The sequence below is a fragment of the Alteromonas sp. ABH4_453 genome (genome assembly GCF_056160665.1).
Genome location: NZ_JBSWXP010000006.1, coordinates 69407 through 87379 on the forward strand (window position 1 = coordinate 69407; position 17973 = coordinate 87379).

17 protein-coding genes are annotated in these 17973 nt (G+C 46.0%); all 17 read left to right on the forward strand.

Annotation, left to right across the window (positions count from 1 at the left end):
• The first annotated feature begins 6 nt into the window (after positions 1-6).
• The 17 genes from ACXAGV_RS12930 (at position 7) to flhA (ending at position 17973) form a co-directional block, all read left to right on the forward strand.
• Positions 7-1344, forward strand: a complete 1338-nt coding sequence (locus tag ACXAGV_RS12930; RefSeq protein WP_474873628.1) for a sigma-54-dependent transcriptional regulator — start codon at positions 7-9, stop codon at positions 1342-1344.
• A gap of 241 nt (positions 1345-1585) precedes the next feature.
• Positions 1586-1921, forward strand: a complete 336-nt coding sequence (gene fliE, locus ACXAGV_RS12935; protein ID WP_474873629.1) for a flagellar hook-basal body complex protein FliE — start codon at positions 1586-1588, stop codon at positions 1919-1921.
• Positions 1922-1933: 12 nt separating this feature from the next.
• Positions 1934-3628: a flagellar basal-body MS-ring/collar protein FliF gene (gene fliF, locus ACXAGV_RS12940; protein ID WP_474873630.1), complete on the forward strand. Its 1695-nt coding sequence runs from the start codon at positions 1934-1936 to the stop codon at positions 3626-3628.
• Positions 3629-3640: 12 nt separating this feature from the next.
• Positions 3641-4681, forward strand: a complete 1041-nt coding sequence (fliG, locus tag ACXAGV_RS12945; protein WP_118489997.1) for a flagellar motor switch protein FliG — start codon at positions 3641-3643, stop codon at positions 4679-4681.
• A 39-nt stretch (positions 4682-4720) separates the two neighbouring features.
• A complete protein-coding gene (gene fliH, locus ACXAGV_RS12950; RefSeq protein WP_474873631.1) occupies positions 4721-5503 on the forward strand; it encodes a flagellar assembly protein FliH in 783 nt (260 codons plus the stop codon).
• Positions 5496-6830: a flagellar protein export ATPase FliI gene (gene fliI / locus ACXAGV_RS12955; RefSeq protein WP_474873632.1), complete on the forward strand. Its 1335-nt coding sequence runs from the start codon at positions 5496-5498 to the stop codon at positions 6828-6830. The genes fliH and fliI overlap by 8 nt, the downstream gene beginning before the upstream one ends.
• Positions 6831-6899: 69 nt before the next feature.
• Positions 6900-7346, forward strand: coding sequence for a flagellar export protein FliJ (gene fliJ, locus ACXAGV_RS12960; RefSeq protein WP_474873633.1), 447 nt, complete (start codon positions 6900-6902; stop codon positions 7344-7346).
• 349 nt (positions 7347-7695) lie between these two features.
• Positions 7696-10002, forward strand: coding sequence for a flagellar hook-length control protein FliK (locus tag ACXAGV_RS12965; RefSeq protein ID WP_474873634.1), 2307 nt, complete (start codon positions 7696-7698; stop codon positions 10000-10002).
• Between the two features lie 227 nt (positions 10003-10229).
• The gene (gene fliL / locus ACXAGV_RS12970; RefSeq protein WP_039223619.1) at positions 10230-10769 is read left to right on the forward strand and encodes a flagellar basal body-associated protein FliL; all 540 of its coding nucleotides are present in this window, start codon (positions 10230-10232) and stop codon (positions 10767-10769) included.
• Between the two features lie 27 nt (positions 10770-10796).
• Entirely contained in the window at positions 10797-11855 is a 1059-nt protein-coding gene (gene fliM / locus ACXAGV_RS12975) for a flagellar motor switch protein FliM (protein ID WP_474873635.1), read from the forward strand.
• Between the two features lie 17 nt (positions 11856-11872).
• A complete protein-coding gene (fliN, locus tag ACXAGV_RS12980; RefSeq protein WP_014948639.1) occupies positions 11873-12280 on the forward strand; it encodes a flagellar motor switch protein FliN in 408 nt (135 codons plus the stop codon).
• Positions 12281-12308: 28 nt separating this feature from the next.
• The gene (gene fliO / locus ACXAGV_RS12985) at positions 12309-12761 is read left to right on the forward strand and encodes a flagellar biosynthetic protein FliO (RefSeq protein WP_474873636.1); all 453 of its coding nucleotides are present in this window, start codon (positions 12309-12311) and stop codon (positions 12759-12761) included.
• Entirely contained in the window at positions 12754-13509 is a 756-nt protein-coding gene (gene fliP / locus ACXAGV_RS12990) for a flagellar type III secretion system pore protein FliP (protein ID WP_474873637.1), read from the forward strand. The genes fliO and fliP overlap by 8 nt, the downstream gene beginning before the upstream one ends.
• A gap of 8 nt (positions 13510-13517) precedes the next feature.
• Positions 13518-13787: a flagellar biosynthesis protein FliQ gene (gene fliQ / locus ACXAGV_RS12995; protein ID WP_012517675.1), complete on the forward strand. Its 270-nt coding sequence runs from the start codon at positions 13518-13520 to the stop codon at positions 13785-13787.
• Between the two features lie 12 nt (positions 13788-13799).
• The gene (fliR, locus tag ACXAGV_RS13000; protein WP_474873638.1) at positions 13800-14579 is read left to right on the forward strand and encodes a flagellar biosynthetic protein FliR; all 780 of its coding nucleotides are present in this window, start codon (positions 13800-13802) and stop codon (positions 14577-14579) included.
• A gap of 6 nt (positions 14580-14585) precedes the next feature.
• Positions 14586-15710 carry a flagellar biosynthesis protein FlhB gene (gene flhB, locus ACXAGV_RS13005; protein ID WP_474873639.1) on the forward strand — a complete coding sequence of 375 codons (1125 nt, stop codon included), beginning with the start codon at positions 14586-14588 and terminating at the stop codon, positions 15708-15710.
• Positions 15711-15873: 163 nt separating this feature from the next.
• Positions 15874-17973 carry a flagellar biosynthesis protein FlhA gene (gene flhA, locus ACXAGV_RS13010; protein WP_474873640.1) on the forward strand — a complete coding sequence of 700 codons (2100 nt, stop codon included), beginning with the start codon at positions 15874-15876 and terminating at the stop codon, positions 17971-17973.

A 17973-nucleotide genomic window follows, 5' to 3' on the forward strand; every position in this document is an offset into this window, starting at 1 on the left:
AGAATAATGTCTAAAACTACCATACTAATTGTTGAAGATGACGCGGGTTTACGCGAGGCGCTCCTAGACACTCTTTTGCTAGGTAACTATGACGTGGTTGCTGCCGATTGCGCGGAGCAAGCATTGATGAAGCTATCGTCACAGAATGTGGACCTAGTGGTTAGCGACATACAAATGGGCGAAATGAGTGGCTTAACACTGCTAAAAAGTATTAAAGCTAAATACCCGAATATGCCTGTGTTGTTAATGACGGCCTACGCCACTATTGATGATGCGGTACAAGCGATGCGTGATGGCGCAACGGACTACCTTTCAAAGCCTTTTGCGCCAGAAGTATTGCTAAACTTAGTGGGGCGCTACGCCCCTGCACAAAAAATTGAATCACGTACGCCAATCGTAGCCGACCCCTCAAGTTTGAAGCTACTTGAGCTTTCGCGGAAAGTCGCGAAGTCTGAAGCTACCGTTATGGTCATGGGTCCAAGTGGGTCGGGTAAAGAAGTTCTATCTCGCTATATTCACGACCAGTCTCCGCGAAGCGATGCGCCTTTTGTTGCCATTAACTGTGCTGCCATTCCAGAAAACATGTTAGAAGCCACTTTGTTTGGTTACGAAAAAGGAGCCTTTACTGGCGCTATTCAGGCCTGTCCGGGTAAGTTCGAACAAGCTCAAGACGGCACCCTGCTACTTGATGAAATAACTGAGATGGATTTGGCGCTTCAGGCTAAATTGCTGCGCGTGCTGCAAGAGCGTGAAGTTGAACGTCTTGGCGGCCGAAAAACCGTTAAACTAAATGTGCGAGTTATTGCTACGAGTAACCGAGATTTAAGAAAAGCAGTAGATGCAGGTGAATTCAGAGAAGACTTATACTACCGCTTAAACGTATTTCCTATTGAATGGCGTCCTCTATCGGAACGCCCGGGAGACATTGTGCCACTTGCGGAGCACCTTGTTCAGCGTCACGCAAGTTCACAGGGCCTAGGCACAATCAGGTTAAGTGCTGCAGCACGCAATAAATTGTCGCAATACAGCTGGCCAGGAAATGTTCGAGAGTTAGAGAATGTGGTTCAACGTGCCCTGATTCTTTGTGAAAACAATGAAATAGATGCAAGCGATTTAATGATTGACGAAGACATGTCGGCCCCGCTTGAAGTTACACAAGAGCAGGTTGAAGACAACAAATTGGGTTCAGAACTTCGTTATCAGGAGCACCAAATTATTCTTGATACATTAGTCTCGTGCAATGGTAAACGTAAGGACGTTGCGGAAAAACTTGGCATTAGCCCTAGAACCCTTCGTTATAAACTAGCGCGCATGCGTGAAGACGGCATTGAAGTACCAGCTTAATACTGCTGTTTTGAACCTCTCGTTCAACCCCGTTATCCGTCGCCTCTGTAGTAAAGAAGGCGGCGGTTTTTTGTTGCTCCCATCAAATCAAACGCCATAAATTTGGCTTATTCTCTCATTTTCTCTTTATCTTTATGATATTAAAGGGTTTTTAAAGTTGGCAAGCCCCTTGCTAAATCACTCATATAATTAGTTATTCGCCGTTGTTCAGGCGGTTTTTAAAGAAACGCTAGGAGTGGGTATGGACGTTAAAGCCAATAGTTTGTATCAAGAAATGCAAAACATGATAGGGCAAACTCGTCTTCAAGTTAACGAGCCTCAGCAGCAATCGCTTACTGAAGTAAACAGCTCTGCAAGCGATTTCTCGACCATGCTGAAGAACGCGGTTGACGGTGTAAACGGTATGCAGCTTGAATCAAAAGATGCACAGCAACGTTTTGAAATGGGTGACCCTAGTTTGAGCTTAGCCCAAGTCATGTTAGCGAAAGAAAAGTCTGGCATTGCTTTCGAAGCTACTGTTCAGGTACGTAACAAAGTACTTGAAGCCTATAAAACAATAATGAATATGCCGGTATAGGTGGAGTAGGTTATGGCTGAAGCAACAGGTACAAACCTTACGGTTCCTGATCAAAATCAAACAGCGGACAATGAGCCAGAGAATAAATCTGGTTTCATGGATACGTTAGGTAGCGCAGATATGATGCGCCAAATGGCCCTTGTGGTTGTTTTGGTTATTTGTGTGGCCATCGCAATCTTTATTCTTATTTGGTCACAAGAGCCTGACTATCGTCCCCTTGCTAAGATGGAAACCCAAGAGCTTATCGAAACTCTCGATTATATGGATGCGAATCAAATCGACTATAAGCTTGAAGGCAATACTGTTTATGTAAGAAGTGACGAATTCCAAAATATCCGCCTGGGTATGACACGCCAAGGGTTAACTAAAACCTCTGATGCAGGTACCGATATCATCATGCAGGACATGGGGTTTGGTGTAAGCCAGCGTGTTGAGATGGAACGTCTTAAACATGCGCGTGAACAGCAAATTGCCTCGACCATCGAAGATATCGCAAGTATTCAAAAAGCCCGTGTTCTTTTAGCTATGCCAAAAGAGAACGTTTTTGCTCGAAGAGAGAAGAAAGCGTCCGCAACAGTGGTATTAACCGCTAAACGTGGTGCCGTCATTGCTGGTGAAGAGGTTGATGCGGTCGTTGATATCGTGGCGTCTGCCGTACAAAACATGGAGCCGTCTAAAGTAACGGTAACTGACAGCAATGGTCGTCTGCTTAACTCAGGCTCGCAAGATTCAATGAGTGCCCGTGCCAGAAAAGAGTACGAAATTGAACGTCAGCGCGAGCAAGAGTATCTAGAAAAAATTGACGCTATACTGATCCCAGTATTGGGCATAGGTAACTACACGGCGCAAGCTGACGTTACTATGGACTTTACTGCAATGGAGCAAACCCAGCGCAGCTACAACCCAGATTTACCTGCGGTACGTAGCGAAATGATCATGGAAGAAAATAGCGTAGGCGGCGGTGTTGGCGGTATTCCCGGTGCATTATCAAATCAGCCTCCGCTTGATTCTAATATTCCAGAAAATGCGGTGGGCGGTAGTCAGCAAACTATGCCAGGACGCACAGCGAAAGAATCGACCCGCAACTACGAACTTGATACCACTATCAGCCATACCAAAAAGCAGACAGGTGTAATCCGCAGACTAAGTGTGTCGGTGGCAGTCGACTATACCCAAGTGGCGGGCGAAGACGGCGCTATAACGCCAACCCCGCGTAAACAAGAAGAAATCCTTAATATACGTAGACTGTTGCAGGGCGGCATTGGCTTTGACGTCACCCGCGGCGACTCGCTAGAAGTGGTTAGCGTACCCTTTACTCGTATGGATGCAGGTGAAATTGAAGATGCGCCTTTGTGGGAACAGCCTGGTTTTCTGCCAATTCTTAAGCTAGTTGTTGGTGGCTTGGTTATAATAGTACTTATCATCTTTGTAATTCGACCTATGCTGCGTCGTCTTATCAACCCAGATGAGTCTAACGAGGCAGATGAATTTGATGCCGATGAAGGCTTAGACTTAGGCGATGACACAATTAGCATGTTAACGTCTGACTTTGACGAAGGACAGGTAGGCTTTGCGCCAGATGGCTCACTTATGCTGCCTGACTTGCACAAAGACGAAGATGTACTTAAAGCCGTACGTGCCCTAGTAGCCAATGAACCAGAATTATCAGCCCAGGTAGTTAAGGGCTGGTTAATGCAAGACGAGTAGTGAGATAAGATTATGGCTGAAGAACTTGCCAATGTTGAAGAAGCGTCATACGACGTCAGTAAATTAGAAGGCGTAGAGAAAGCTGCCATCTTACTACTTAGCTTATCTGAAGAAGATGCGGCGCAGATATTAAAGCATCTTGAACCAAAACAAGTGCAGAAGCTGGGTTCTGAAATGGCGAAAGTGGACGATATGACGCAAACCAAAATCACGTCGGTTCACAAACACTTCATTGAAGAGATCCAGAATTACAGCACTATTGGCTTCCAGAGCCAAGATTTTGTTAAGCGAGCGTTAACTGCGGCGTTAGGTGAAGATAAGGCGGCAAACCTAATCGATCAGATTCTAATGGGCAGTGGCGCAAAAGGCTTGGACTCGTTGAAGTGGATGGACTCTAAGCAGGTAGCGAGCATTATTCGCAACGAACACCCGCAGATTCAAACCATTGTACTGTCTTATCTAGAACCTGAGCAAAGCGCTGAAATTTTGGCGCAATTCCCTGAAAAAGTACGTCTTGATCTTTTGATGCGTATTGCGAACCTAGAAGAAGTTCAGCCGGCAGCATTGCAAGAGCTAAACGAAATCATGGAGAAACAGTTCGCAGGTCAAGCGGGAACGCAAGCGGCGAAAATGGGCGGCTTGAAGTCTGCAGCGAACATCATGAACTACTTGGATACTGCGATAGAAGGTCAGCTGATGGACGCTATTCGCGAGCAAGACGAAGAGATGAGCCAGCAAATCCAAGACCTCATGTTTGTATTCGACAATTTGGTCGATGTAGACGACAAAGGCATTCAGGCAATATTGCGCGAAGTGCAGCAAGACGCGCTGCTTAAAGCCATTAAAGGGGCTGACGAAGAGCTTAAAGATAAAATTATGCGCAACATGTCTAAACGTGCTGCTGAAATGCTTGGCGATGACTTGGAAGCCCTTGGCCCTGTGCGGATTAGTGAAGTGGAAACGGCTCAGAAAGAGATCCTCTCTGTTGCCCGTCGACTTTCTGACTCTGGTGAAATCATGCTTGGTGGTGGCGGTGGCGAAGAGTTCTTATAAGAACGCCAATCCCGTCACTAATTTAGCCTAGGTAAACATATGACTGCCAAAAAAAGTTTCAGCGAAAACGAAGTAAATGAAGCTAAAAAGTGGGACTTACCCTTCGTTGACGATCCTACCGCACCGAGAGACAACGAGCCAACCAACGCGTTAAACAAACGCTCTGACTGGAAGTACGAGCCACCTGAAGTTGAAGAAGAAATTAAGCCGCCAACCGCTGAAGAAATAGAAGCTATACGCCAGGCAGCTTATGATGAGGGCTATCAGGAGGGTAAAGAAAAAGGCTTAGATGAAGGTAAACAAGAAGGTCTTGAAGCAGGTTTGGCAGAAGGCAAAGAACAGGGTCATAGCGAAGGCCTTGATCAAGGGTTAGAAGAAGGCCGCCAGCAAGTGGCTACTCAAGCTGAAGTATGGCAAATGCTCGCCGACAAGCTTCATGATCCGCTTTCGCAAGCTAATGATGAAACCCGAGACCAATTGGTAAAACTCGCTGTAACTCTCGCAAAAGCAGTTATTAAAGCAGAGGTGAGCACTAACCAAAAGGTTATATTGCAAGCGTTAAGCGAAGGTATTAAGGCGCTGCCGATTAATCAAGCTGACTATCAAATTCATATGAATCCAGAGGATATTGAATTGGTAAAAGCGCATTTTGGTGAAGAAGAAATTACCAAAAAAGGCTGGAATTTGGTTGAGGCCCCCGCTATGGAACGTGGTGGCTGCGATATTACCACTGTGCAAAACGCCGTAGATGTTTCGATTGAACGTCGATGTCGAAACGTTATCGATAAGTTTTTACTAAACCAAGGTTTATCTGATGACTAGCCCTTGGCATGCCCATTTTGAATCATTGACTAAACAAGTGACGTCGCCACCTGTTGTTGCCGCGGGAAAGTTAGTCCGGGGCATAGGGCTTACCCTTGAAGCAGTAGGTTGCCAGCTGCCGGTGGGAAGTCAATGTTTAGTGCAAACCATCGAAGGCGAAATAGAAGCTGAAGTGGTTGGTTTCGGTGATGATATTACTTACTTAATGCCCACCGAAGCAGTTCGCGGTATTGTTCCGGGAAGTCGCGTGATGCCGTTAAACCGACAAAGTGGTTTGCCGGTAGGCATGGGGTTATTGGGGCGTGTAGTAGACGGCAATGGTCAGCCCCTTGACGGTCTAGGCGAAATTAATGCCGAAGCCCGCGCGCCAACGACTCGACCACCAATGAACCCGCTTATCCGCCGTCCCATAAACACCCCAATGGATGTTGGCGTACGTGCCATCAATGCGTTAAATACGGTTGGCGTCGGTCAGCGGATGGGACTTTTCGCTGGAAGCGGTGTGGGTAAAAGCGTACTGCTTGGTATGATGACCCGGGGTTGTGAAGCAGACGTGGTTGTTGTGGGCCTCGTTGGTGAGCGTGGTCGAGAAGTAAAAGAGTTTATTCACGAAATTCTCACAGAAGAAGAGCGACAACGGGCAGTGGTGGTGGCAGCGCCAGCTGATACTTCACCGCTTATGCGGTTAAAGGGCTGCGAGACGGCGGTTACCATTGCTGAGTATTTTCGTGATAAAGGCATGAAAGTGTTGTTGTTGATTGACTCGTTAACCCGTTATGCGATGGCGCAGCGTGAGATTGCATTAGCTGTAGGTGAGCCACCAGCCACAAAAGGCTATCCACCTTCGGTTTTTGCTCGGCTTCCTGCATTGGTAGAACGTGCAGGCAACGGTAGCGAGCGACAGGGCTCTATTACGGCTTTTTATACAGTATTAACTGAAGGCGACGATTTGCAAGACCCCATTGCCGATGCCGCCCGCGCAATTTTGGATGGTCACGTAGTGCTGTCGCGAACCCTTGCTGATAGCGGTCATTACCCTGCTATTGATATTGAAGCGTCAATCAGCCGTGTAATGCCTATGGTGGTGAGCGAAGAGCATCAATTGATGGCGCGTCGTATTCGACAAGTTTATTCAAACTACAAACAAAACCAAGATCTTATTTCTATTGGCGCTTATGCGAAAGGATCAGACCCGCGTATTGATCTCGCGATTCGCGCAGAGCCCGCAATCAACGCTTTATTGCAACAGGAAATGAAGCAAGTCATACCTTATAGTGAAAGCCTAGAGGGCATGGCTGCCTTAGCTAAAGGGCTGGGACAAGGCTGATGTGTGTAATCGCAAAAAGGATAGAGCAAGTAGTGATAACGTTAGCTACGGTTGTGGGTTTAGAGTGCTATGTCTAAACAACTTGAGCGTTTAGCCGAATTTGAGCGTGAAAAAGAGCAGCGAGAAGCCCGCTATTATAAGCAGGCGCAGCAGAACGTTAATCAGCAAAAGCAAAAGCTAACCAGTCTTGAGCAGTATCGCGTTGACTACATAAAAGGCATTCAACAAACCGGTCAAGCGGGCGTCACTGCAACGTATTATCAGCAACATTTATCCTTTGTTGGAAAACTGGACAAAGCGTGTGAGCAGCAGATGCAAGTGATTGCTCGTGCGCAAATGGCTGCAGACCAGCGCAAACAAATGTGGTTAAAGCAACAGCAAAAAGTGAAAGCCGTAACCTTGTTACTTGATAAGAAAAAGTTGGTAGAACAGAAAAAAGAGGCCAAAGCAGAACAGGCCATGATGGATGAGTTTGCTACCCAACGATTTTTCAGAACCAAGCGCTCACCTTTCTAATCATTAGTATAGCCTTAAGCCATTTTGGCTCGACCTTTGCAAAACCAATATGAAATGGCTCAACGTGCCGAAATTACAGTTCAATAGTTATCACGGTTTAATAGTTTTTTTTGGAATTTCTATACCGTTTATAAGGTAAGAAATTCAATCAAAAATAGCATAACCCTTAACGCGAAACATAAGCGACGTAAGGGGCGAGATAGCCTTAAGTGACTGTAATTAAAACAAGCGTTGGTGGGTTTGCGATAATCTGGGTTTAAGATGCTTTGTTTAACGCCTAGTAAATAATTCGCATTACATTACGTCTTCTTTGGTGAAAGACGATATAAATGTAGGACGGTAGGACAATATGCAACAAGTTGCCGCACATAAAACAGAGATTGCCGCATTACCTTTTTCTGCTTCTAGCACAGCTAAAGCGGTCGAAACAGGTATTGGCACGCAACAGCAAGCGAATAGCGAAAACAACCAAGCATTTAATCGACTTTATCAGGAAGCAAGATCGAGCAAGCCAGATTTTGTTTTAAATGACAAAGGTGCAATACGCTCTCAGTCTGGGGAGGCAATCCGTTCGACCAGCTCACCAGCTCACTCTTCAGTTTCTAATGAGACGGTAGAGAAGGGTAAAGACCGAGATGCCGGACATACCAATCTTCCCGCTGAAAAGAAAGTAACAGACAATCCTGCTGAGTCTGCGCCGGCTAAAAAAGAAAGAACTGCTATCGGTTCAAATGATACAGCAGAAGAAAAGGCCAGTTTAACAGTAGATGACGCTGAAGGTGGTGTTGAACAAAAAGCCGTAACCGAAGCAGAGTTTGTCATTGGAGAAGGCGGCAAAAAAGATGCTGAGGCAGGTATTATAACCACACCGGGTACGCCAGATGGAAAGCCGGATAAGGTTGATGATGAACCCGACTGGGTTGCCTATGTTGAAACCCTAGCGGATCGCTTTGGTAAGGCTGATAATAGAGAGCAAGTTCAAGGGCCATCTGGTAACAGAACAACCGATGGTATTTCTGAAGTTTCGGATGAGACGGTTAATGTTCTTTCTGTAAAAGAAAACGGAAAGCTTTGGAAAATCCCAGACGGTGTAGATGCCAACGACGCGCCCTCGGTAATGGCACATTTACTTTCTCAGCTTAAAAGTGGGAATAGTGATGGGGATATCACTATCGAATCACTTTCGACTGACGCGCAACAAACACTGAATGCTTTAACTGAACTATTGATTGGCGCTGAAAGTGAACAAAGTAGCACCAATAGCGAAAAATATAGTGCCGGTAGCGATCAAAATAGCGCCGGCAGCGAACAAAATAGTGCTAAAGGCGAAGCGAACGCTGAACAATCAGAAATCCTTGCCAACGATAAGCTAGATTCAAATGCCAATGAACTTTCTGCGCTAATTGAACAACTCATGCAGCAAAAAGAAAGCGATGGCTATGCAGAGCAAGGCATGAGCGAGGGGGCAGAGGAAACACTGGCAGATAGTAAACATGCAGCAGATGAATCTCTTGTGTTAAGTTTGTTATCTGATGAGCTTAACGCGATGCAGCAATTATCTTCAGATGAAGCCAGCGCTCAATTAGAGGCATTGTATTCTGACGCAACCACGGACATAGCCGCTGAAGTAGCTATTGACGGAGCCGTTTTGGAAAGTGGCGGTATAAATACTAACGGAGCAGACAAAAATAAGGTAACAGTATCTGACAATGCACCGATGATGAGTGCACAAAGTACCATACCTCTAAATAATAGCTTTGAAATGACCGGTGATTCACAAAGCGACTTATTAACAGCTTTGAGTGAACTCTCCCCACAAAGCGCTCAGAAAGCGACAGAAGCATTTGCTGAGCGGGTGGTTGCGGCCATGCCAAGCGGTTCGCAACAACAGGCTGTGAAAACAAACATTATCGCTGGCATTAATGAATTTCAGCAACAAGTCCAACAAGGCAGAGAGCCCGGTATTGATTTGTCAGCTATTGTGGCTGATGCCGCAAAAGAGGCTGCAGTTAGCACCGACGCGATTGCTTCAATGACGGCTAGGGTCGATAACCAAGCAAGTCAGTTCCTCAACTTAATGACGCAAACGCAAGCCAGTGCGCAACAGGCGTTTGCAAATATGATGGGGCAAACCGATACGGTAATACAAGAAAACTCCCAGCTTCGCGCTGAAGCGTCAAAATCTCAACAGCAGTTTGAGGGCTTTGATAAAGCGGTCAACATTCATAAGCCAGAAGGACAGCAACAGCTAAACGAAAAAATTCGCTGGATGGTGAATGCGCGGAACACCATGGCTGAAATCCGCCTTGATCCACCTGAGTTGGGAAGCATGCAGGTGCGGGTAAACGTCGCAGGTGACGCGGCAAGCGTGAGTTTCGTTGTGCAGTCTCAACAAGCAAAGGAGGCGCTAGCTGACGCTATGCCCAAACTAAGAGATATGCTTTCAGAACAAGGCATTGAATTGGGTGATGCGCAAGTAAGAAAAGATAATTCTTCAAGTAACGAAAATGGCCAGCAACTTGCAGATGATAGTGGCAATAGAAATGGCGCCGGAAACCGCGGAGAAAATGACGGCTTAGACGATGTGGACGAAACGCGAATTGTCGAGCAGTCAGTGACGCGGGCAGCCAAGGGCGGAATTGATTTCTACGCTTAAGGCGGGGCAAAACTATTATCAATAGGTAGCATGGTGAGATTATTTTAAGACTGCTATGTTTGGAGTATTCGTTTAATTTTGAACGAACAGTTCGATGAGACGCTGCTTATTGCGAGTTAATTGTTGCTGCTACAGTGTTAACCATCTGTAGATACGAATTATGGCATTGCCATTTGCGGTGGAACATTGATAATACGTTTTTTCTTAATATTACTGATGAGTTACACATGGCTGATGAAGAGTTACAGGTAGAGGAAGGCGGTAAGAAGAAAGGCAAAATGATGTTGATCATCATTATCGCTGTGGTTCTTGTAGGCGGGGGGGCTGCCGCTTACTTCTTGCTTTTCGCGGGGGGCGATGAGCCTGCGGCCGAGGAATTGGCTGAAGCTGATGCTGCAGCAGCTGCTGCAAGCGCGCCGGCAGCGAGTACAGGTAACGCTGAAATTGGTACGGCACTTTATGTTGCTATGCCAAGACCTTTCGTTTTCAACGTGCCGGGTTCGGGAAGAGACCGATTGGTTCAAATTAAAGTGCAGCTATTAGTACGTGGTTCTGATAACGAAGAGTTAGCAAAGACGCATATTCCGCTAATCGAAGGGACATTATTGCAGGCGTTTAGTACGTCAAATGCAGACGATCTGGTTACCGAAGCCGGTAAAATCGAGCTTCGCGAACAGGCGGTAACCGAAGTGCAGAAAGCATTAAAAGACATTACGGGCAGCGATGTGGTTGAGCGCGTATTGTTTACTGGGTTTGTCATGCAGTAATGCAATGACCAAGTAAGGTAGAAGACGGTGAGTGATTTATTATCTCAAGATGAAATCGATGCCCTATTACACGGGGTAGATGATGTAGAAGAAGAAGAGGTTGGCGGTAGCGACTCTGATGCTTCTACGCTCGAGTACGACTTCTCCTCGCAAGATAGAATTGTGCGCGGGCGTATGCCTACGCTCGAAATTGTGAATGAACGTTTTGCCCGTCATATGCGTGTAAGTTTGTTCAACATGATGCGACGCTCTGCTGAAGTATCGATTAACGGTATTCAGATGATCAAATTCGGTGAATACATTCATACGTTATTCGTTCCAACAAGTTTGAACATGGTGCGTTTCCGTCCGCTTAAAGGCACGGGGCTTATCACCATGGAAGCCCGCTTGGTATTCATTCTGGTAGACAACTTCTTTGGTGGTGATGGTCGCTATCATGCGAAGATTGAGGGCCGTGAGTTTACGCCAACGGAGCGCCGTATTATCCAGATGCTGCTTAAAATAATCTTTGAAGATTATAAAGAAGCCTGGGCGCCAGTTATGGATGTGTCGTTTGAGTATTTGGACTCAGAAGTTAATCCTGCGATGGCGAACATAGTGAGCCCAACAGAAGTGGTGGTCATCAGCTCGTTCCATATCGAACTAGATGGCGGTGGTGGCGACTTCCACGTGTCATTGCCATACTCAATGTTAGAGCCCATTCGCGAATTGCTTGATGCAGGTGTTCAAAGCGATAAAGAAGATACAGACTTACGTTGGAGTAAGGCCTTACGCGATGAAATCATGGACGTGAAAGTAACTTTAACTACGCATATGCTAGACGTTGATGTACCACTTCGCGATGTGATGGAGTTTAAACCTGGCGATATCATCCCTGTGGAGATGCCAGAAACCATCACAGTATTAATTGAAGATTTACCCACGTTCAGGGCTAAGTTAGGTCGCAGTCGCGACAATTTGGCGCTGAAAATTGTAGAGAAGATTGCAAGACCGACTTCAGTGAAGTCTGAGCTACAGTTATTAACCCGCGGTGGGCGCATTATTGATAATGACGCAGAACTGCAAGTACTCGAAGAAGACCTGTAAGGTGAAGGGGAGTTCCCATGAGTGAAGACGGTATGGACGATTGGGCTGCGGCAATGGCCGAACAAGCCGAATCTGAAGCGGAACAAGAGGCTGGCGATAACGAAGACGTACAAGTTGCTGAACTTGACGAATTAACTGACGACGCGCCAATCACGCAAGAAGAGAAGAAAAAGCTAGATACCATTCTAGATATTCCAGTGACTATTTCGATGGAAGTCGGTCGTAGTCAAATTAGTATCCGAAATCTGCTACAGTTGAACCAGGGTTCTGTGGTGGAGCTGGATCGTGTTGCCGGTGAGCCACTAGATGTATTAGTTAATGGCACGTTGATTGCTCATGGTGAAGTAGTAGTGGTCAACGACAAATTCGGTATTCGATTAACGGATGTTATTAGTCAAATTGAGAGAATCAAGAAGCTTAGATAAAACTTCTTATAAAGTAAGGGGTTGCGCAATGCTGCCCCTTTTATTTAGCCAGATAGCTGTCGCGCAGTCGACCCAGTCAATCACCAATCCCACGTCGATACTGTCAATTTTCCTTTCTTTACTTGTCGTTGTTGGCGTCATTTTCGCTCTCGCTTATGTGATGCGTCGATTTAATGTCACTGCCATGGGTGGAAATCAAATGAAAGTCGCAGCCAGCATGGTTGTTGGCACAAAAGAAAAAATCATGGTGATTCAGGTAGGTGAAGAGCAGCACCTCATTGGTGTAACCAGTCACAACATCTCTCATTTAAGCAAATTAGATAAGAATCTCGATGTGCCTGTGAAAGGTGTGAACAAAACCACAGGCGAGCAACAAAATGGTGCCGATGCGTTTAAACAAAAACTTGTTGCTGCCATGGCGGAAAAGCTCAACCCGAATATAGAAAAGAATAAAACAAAGGAAGAGTCGAGAGATGCGTAAGTTTGCCTTGCTACTTTTAGTACTGCCCTTATTACTTCTTGTCGAGCCCGCCTATGCTCAACAGGGAATTTCTGCAGTCACGGTGACAACCAATCAAGATGGTTCTCAAGACTACACCATGACGCTTCAAGCGCTGTTTATCATGACAGCGCTAAGCCTTATTCCTGCCTTTATCATGATGATGACCTCGTTCACGCGTATAATTGTGGTGTTGTCTATTTTGCGCCAAGCTATTGGCTTACAGCAATCACCATCAAATCAGATATTAATTGGCGTTAGTTTGTTTCTATCTATGTTTATTATGGCGCCGGTGTTTGAAGAGGTGAACGAGCGAGCTCTACAGCCTTACCTTAACGAGCAACTGACCAGTTTAGACGCTCTTGAGCAAGCAAAAGGCCCCATGCGCGCATTTATGCTTTCACAAACCCGGGTAAAAGACCTAGAAACCTTCGTACGGATAGCTGGAGATGAAGGAAAATATGCCGATACCAACGAAGTACCGCTAACCATCCTTATTCCGGCTTTTGTAACCAGTGAACTTAAAACCGCGTTTCAAATTGGGTTTATGCTATTTATTCCCTTTCTCATTATTGACTTGGTAGTAGCGTCTATATTGATGGCCATGGGTATGATGATGCTCTCGCCTATGATTGTATCCTTGCCGTTTAAACTTATGCTGTTCGTGCTAGTTGATGGGTGGAACCTGATTTTCGGTACGTTGGCGACCAGCTTCGGTATGGGCGTCTAGGAGGGCTTATGTCACCAGAAGTCTTTGTAGAAATACTGCGAGAAGCCATGTTTATGGTTATCGTATTGGTATCTGCGGTGATTGTCCCAAGCCTCATCGTGGGCTTAGTAGTGGCAGTATTTCAGGCTGCTACCAGTATTAACGAACAGACCATGAGCTTCTTACCGCGCTTGCTTGTAACGCTTCTCGCGTTGAGTTGGGGCGGCAACTGGTTGGTGCAACAGCTTATGGACTTTACTTTCAGAATGGTTGATATGATCCCCCAGGTTGTGGGGTAGAAGGCTAAAGCTGTGGAAGTCGAACTCGCCACCATCAATCAATTCCTTGCAGACATGCTGCTGCCATTTATGCGCATTAGCGGCTTGTTCGTGGCCATGATTGGCTTGAGTGCTAAATCAATTCCCCCGCAGGTAAGAGCCTTGCTGGGCATAATGCTTACACTTATCATCATGCCTGTGGTGCCCCCGTCACCCATCGAAAATTTAGTGGATGTGGGCACATTTTTAATTGTTATTCAGCAGTTGTTGATAGGGATTGCCATTGGTTTTATATCAATGATGGTACTCAATACCTTCGTCATTGCAGGCCAAATCATAGCCATGCAAACCGGTTTGGGGTTTGCGTCAATCGTTGACCCGGTAAACGGTATTAACGTGCCCGCAGTGGGCCAATTTTATCTGATATTAGCCACCTTGTTGTTTTGGACCTTGGATGGGCACTTGTCCATGATTCAAATGATAGTAATGAGCTTCGAGGCGTTTCCCATAGGCGAAGCATGGTGGACCGCTGAACAGTTCCGCGATATTGCCCATTGGGGCGGTTGGATGTTTATATCGGCAGTGACCCTGTCTCTAGCGCCAATCGTGTCGCTTTTAATCGTGAATTTGGCGTTTGGCGTAATGACCAAAGCTGCACCACAGCTAAACATTTTTAGTATTGGTTTTTCCATTGCTCAGGTAATGGGCTTACTGATTATTTGGATAACTCTTGATAACTTTACTGCACACTTCGAAACCCAATGGTTCAGAGCTGAGCAGTTTATGTGTGAACTATTGAATATTTGTTCGTAGGAAAACATGGCAGATTCAAGCGAAAAAACAGAAGACCCCACGGGGAAAAAACTCGAAGATGCCCGAAAAAAAGGGCAGCTAGCCCGTTCCCGTGAACTTTCTACGACCCTAGTACTTATCGTCAGTGCTTTTATGTTTTTGTTTGTGGGCGGGTGGATTGCTGAATCTGTTTTTAAACTTACTCAGAGAATGTTCATTCTCTCTCGTGACGAAACCTATGATATTACCCACATGTTTGGCGCCTGGGGAGAAGCTTTTTCGGCGGTAGGCCCTGCCGTGCTGCTATACATGGTCGTTGCTATGATAGCGGGTATCTATGGCTCAATCGCGCTTGGAGGCTACAACTTTACCTGGGAAGGTGCAAAACCTAAGGGCTCAAAAATGAGCCCCATTCAAGGCTTCAAACGCATGTTTGGCACGAATGGCTTGGTAGAGTTACTTAAGTCTATTGCAAAAGTGGTGGTCATAATTGGTATGGCTATCGGAGCGTTACTGTTCTTCGAAGATGAAGCGCTGCATTTAGATATGGAGCTATATCCGGGAAACATCTTTCACGCGCTCGATATGCTTAAGTGGGCGTTTCTTATTTTAGTGTGCGGCATGATCCCTATTGCGCTCATTGATGTGCCTTATCAAATGTATAAGCACAACAAAGAAATGAAAATGACCAAGCAAGAGGTTAAAGACGAGCGCAAAAACGCGGAAGGCGACCCCATGGTCAAAGGTCGTATTCGCCGCTTGCAATATCAGGCGGCAACTAAGCGGATGATGCAGGAAGTACCACAAGCAGACGTTGTCGTGACCAACCCCACTCACTTTTCTGTTGCCATTAAATATGACGAAAAAGGGGTAAGAGCGCCCGTTGTAGTAGCTAAAGGTGCTGATGAGTTAGCAATGCACATCAGAAAAATTGCTACCGCTAACGACGTGCCGCTGATCCCTTCACCCATGTTAGCGCGAGCCATATTCTATTCCACTGAAGTGGACGACGAAATCCCTAACGCCTTGTTTATGGCGGTAGCGCAGGTGCTAGCACATGTTTATCAGCTTAAAGCACATAGGGCAGGGAAAGGGAAGCGTCCTAAGCCACTTAAACGAGATTTGCCAATACCACCTGAGTATCGACGCTAATTCACTTAATAGGTTGAAATTTTTCACCGATTTAGATGTGACGCTAATTTCATCGCGATTAGTCGAATCTAAATTTCTCTTTCTATAAAGCTGGCACGTTAGTTGAAAACCCATTTGAAGAGTCACATAAAGCGTCAATTTTCTGATAGAGAGACACCAAGCCATGCAGTTATCCGGTTATCTTCAGCGATTCGATAAAAATCAGCTGCAAAATTTTACCAGTGGTTTAGGCGCACCCATCGTCCTTTTGGCAATTATGGGCATGGTTATTTTGCCTATGCCGCCATTCTTACTGGACGTGCTGTTTAGTTTTAATATTGCATTGTCTCTCGTCATCATTTTGGTAGCAGTTTTAACGCAAAAGCCCGTCGATTTTGGCATATTTCCCTTAGTGTTACTGATTGCTACGGTTTTACGACTTGCCTTAAACGTCGCTTCAACGCGGGTTGTTTTACTTTATGGGCATGAGGGCGGTGACGCTGCAGGAAAAGTGATTGAAGCCTTCGGTGCGGTTGTTATCGGCGGTAACTATGCCGTGGGTATTGTTGTGTTTGCTATCCTTCTTATTATCAACTTTAAAGTTGTGACCGCAGGTGCCGGGCGTATTTCAGAGGTAAGTGCTCGCTTTACCTTGGACGCTATGCCTGGTAAGCAGATGGCAATTGATGCCGACTTGAATGCTGGCTATATAGACCAAGATCAAGCGCGACAGCGCCGCGAAGAGATTACCGCTGAAGCTGACTTTTACGGGTCGATGGACGGTGCGTCAAAATTTGTAAAAGGTGACGCGGTTGCTGGTCTTTTCATCATGCTGATTAATATTGTCGGTGGTCTATTCATTGGCATGATTCAGCATGGGCTATCATTCGGAAACGCCATAGAAATCTATACAATTTTGACTATTGGTGATGGTTTGGTGGCGCAGATACCTTCATTACTACTTTCGGTAGCCACAGCCATTATCGTGACCCGCGAGAATGAAACCCAAGAAATGGGTAAAGAGATCCGTGGACAGCTTGGTAACAACCAAGCGCTGTATATTGCTTCAGGCGTTTTGTTTGTTATGGGTATCATCCCAGGCATGCCCCATATTGCCTTTTTGGGCTTTTCATTCTTAATTGCTGGCTTTGCTTATTTTCAGTCGGTTCAAGCCAAGAAAAAAGCGGCAGAGCCTAAAGTTCCTGACAACGTGGTAAAAGACGAATCGGTCGCGCCTGAAGTAAAAGAGTTAGGTTGGGATGATGTTCAGCAAGTTGATACCATAGGTTTGGAAGTGGGCTATCGCTTAATTCCACTTGTCGATAAATCCCAAGGCGGTGAGTTGTTAACGCGTATCAAAGGCGTACGTAAAAAATTATCGCAAGAGCTGGGGTTCCTTATTCCACCTGTTCACATCCGCGATAACTTAGACCTTGAACCCAATACTTACACGATTGCTATGCTAGGCGTAACCATTGGTGATTCAGTTATTAGTCACGATGAAGAGCTTGCGATTAACCCTGGTCAAGTGTTCGGTAAATTAGAGGGGCGTGCGACTAAAGACCCTGCGTTCGGCTTAGATGCAGTATGGATAAAGCCTAATAAGCGTGAGCACGCGCAAACCCTGGGATATACCGTTGTAGATGCAGCTACGGTTGTCGCCACGCATTTAAGTCAGTTGCTTTCCAATAACGCGTATCAGTTACTAGGGCATGAAGAGGCCCAACAGCTTCTGGATATGCTGGCCAAACAGCACCCTAAATTGGTTGAAGGTTTGGTGCCGGATATTTTGCCATTAAGTACAGTAGTCAAAGTGCTGCAAACCTTGCTTTTTGAAGGCGTACCTATTCGAGATATGCGTACTATCGTGCAAACGCTTAGCGAGTACGGTACGCGTAGCCAAGACCCAGATGTACTGGTGTCTGCGGTACGTATAGCACTCAAGCGCCTTATCGTTCAAGAAATTACCCAGGGGGCAAAAGAGATACCTGTCATAACCTTGGCGCCAGAGTTGGAACAGATGTTGCACCAGTCACTACAAGCAGGTGGCGAAGATGGCGCTGGCATAGAGCCAGGTCTGGCAGACAAGTTGCAAAAATCATTGCAGCAAGCCAGCCAGCAGCAAGAGTTAGAGGGAGAACCTGCAGTGCTCCTTACCTCTGGCATGTTGCGACCCGTTCTGTCTCGCTTCTTAAAGTATTCTGTTGTTGGGCTTCATGTTCTTTCATACCAGGAAGTGCCTGACGACAAACAAATAAAAATAGTCAGTTCGGTCGGTCAATAA

Bases quoted from the DNA above. Each gene is read 5' to 3' on its own strand.
- fliF (WP_474873630.1), top strand. From the start codon at position 1,934: ATGGCTGAAGCAACAGGTACAAACCTTACGGTTCCTGATCAAAATCAA.
- fliH (WP_474873631.1), top strand. From the start codon at position 4,721: ATGACTGCCAAAAAAAGTTTCAGCGAAAACGAAGTAAATGAAGCTAAA.
- flhB (WP_474873639.1), top strand. From the start codon at position 14,586: ATGGCAGATTCAAGCGAAAAAACAGAAGACCCCACGGGGAAAAAACTC.
- fliL (WP_039223619.1), top strand. From the start codon at position 10,230: ATGGCTGATGAAGAGTTACAGGTAGAGGAAGGCGGTAAGAAGAAAGGC.
- fliP (WP_474873637.1), top strand. From the start codon at position 12,754: ATGCGTAAGTTTGCCTTGCTACTTTTAGTACTGCCCTTATTACTTCTT.
- ACXAGV_RS12930 (WP_474873628.1), top strand. From the start codon at position 7: ATGTCTAAAACTACCATACTAATTGTTGAAGATGACGCGGGTTTACGC.
- fliQ (WP_012517675.1), top strand. From the start codon at position 13,518: ATGTCACCAGAAGTCTTTGTAGAAATACTGCGAGAAGCCATGTTTATG.
- flhA (WP_474873640.1), top strand. From the start codon at position 15,874: ATGCAGTTATCCGGTTATCTTCAGCGATTCGATAAAAATCAGCTGCAA.
- fliE (WP_474873629.1), top strand. From the start codon at position 1,586: ATGGACGTTAAAGCCAATAGTTTGTATCAAGAAATGCAAAACATGATA.
- ACXAGV_RS12965 (WP_474873634.1), top strand. From the start codon at position 7,696: ATGCAACAAGTTGCCGCACATAAAACAGAGATTGCCGCATTACCTTTT.
- fliI (WP_474873632.1), top strand. From the start codon at position 5,496: ATGACTAGCCCTTGGCATGCCCATTTTGAATCATTGACTAAACAAGTG.
- fliG (WP_118489997.1), top strand. From the start codon at position 3,641: ATGGCTGAAGAACTTGCCAATGTTGAAGAAGCGTCATACGACGTCAGT.
- fliN (WP_014948639.1), top strand. From the start codon at position 11,873: ATGAGTGAAGACGGTATGGACGATTGGGCTGCGGCAATGGCCGAACAA.
- fliJ (WP_474873633.1), top strand. From the start codon at position 6,900: ATGTCTAAACAACTTGAGCGTTTAGCCGAATTTGAGCGTGAAAAAGAG.
- fliO (WP_474873636.1), top strand. From the start codon at position 12,309: ATGCTGCCCCTTTTATTTAGCCAGATAGCTGTCGCGCAGTCGACCCAG.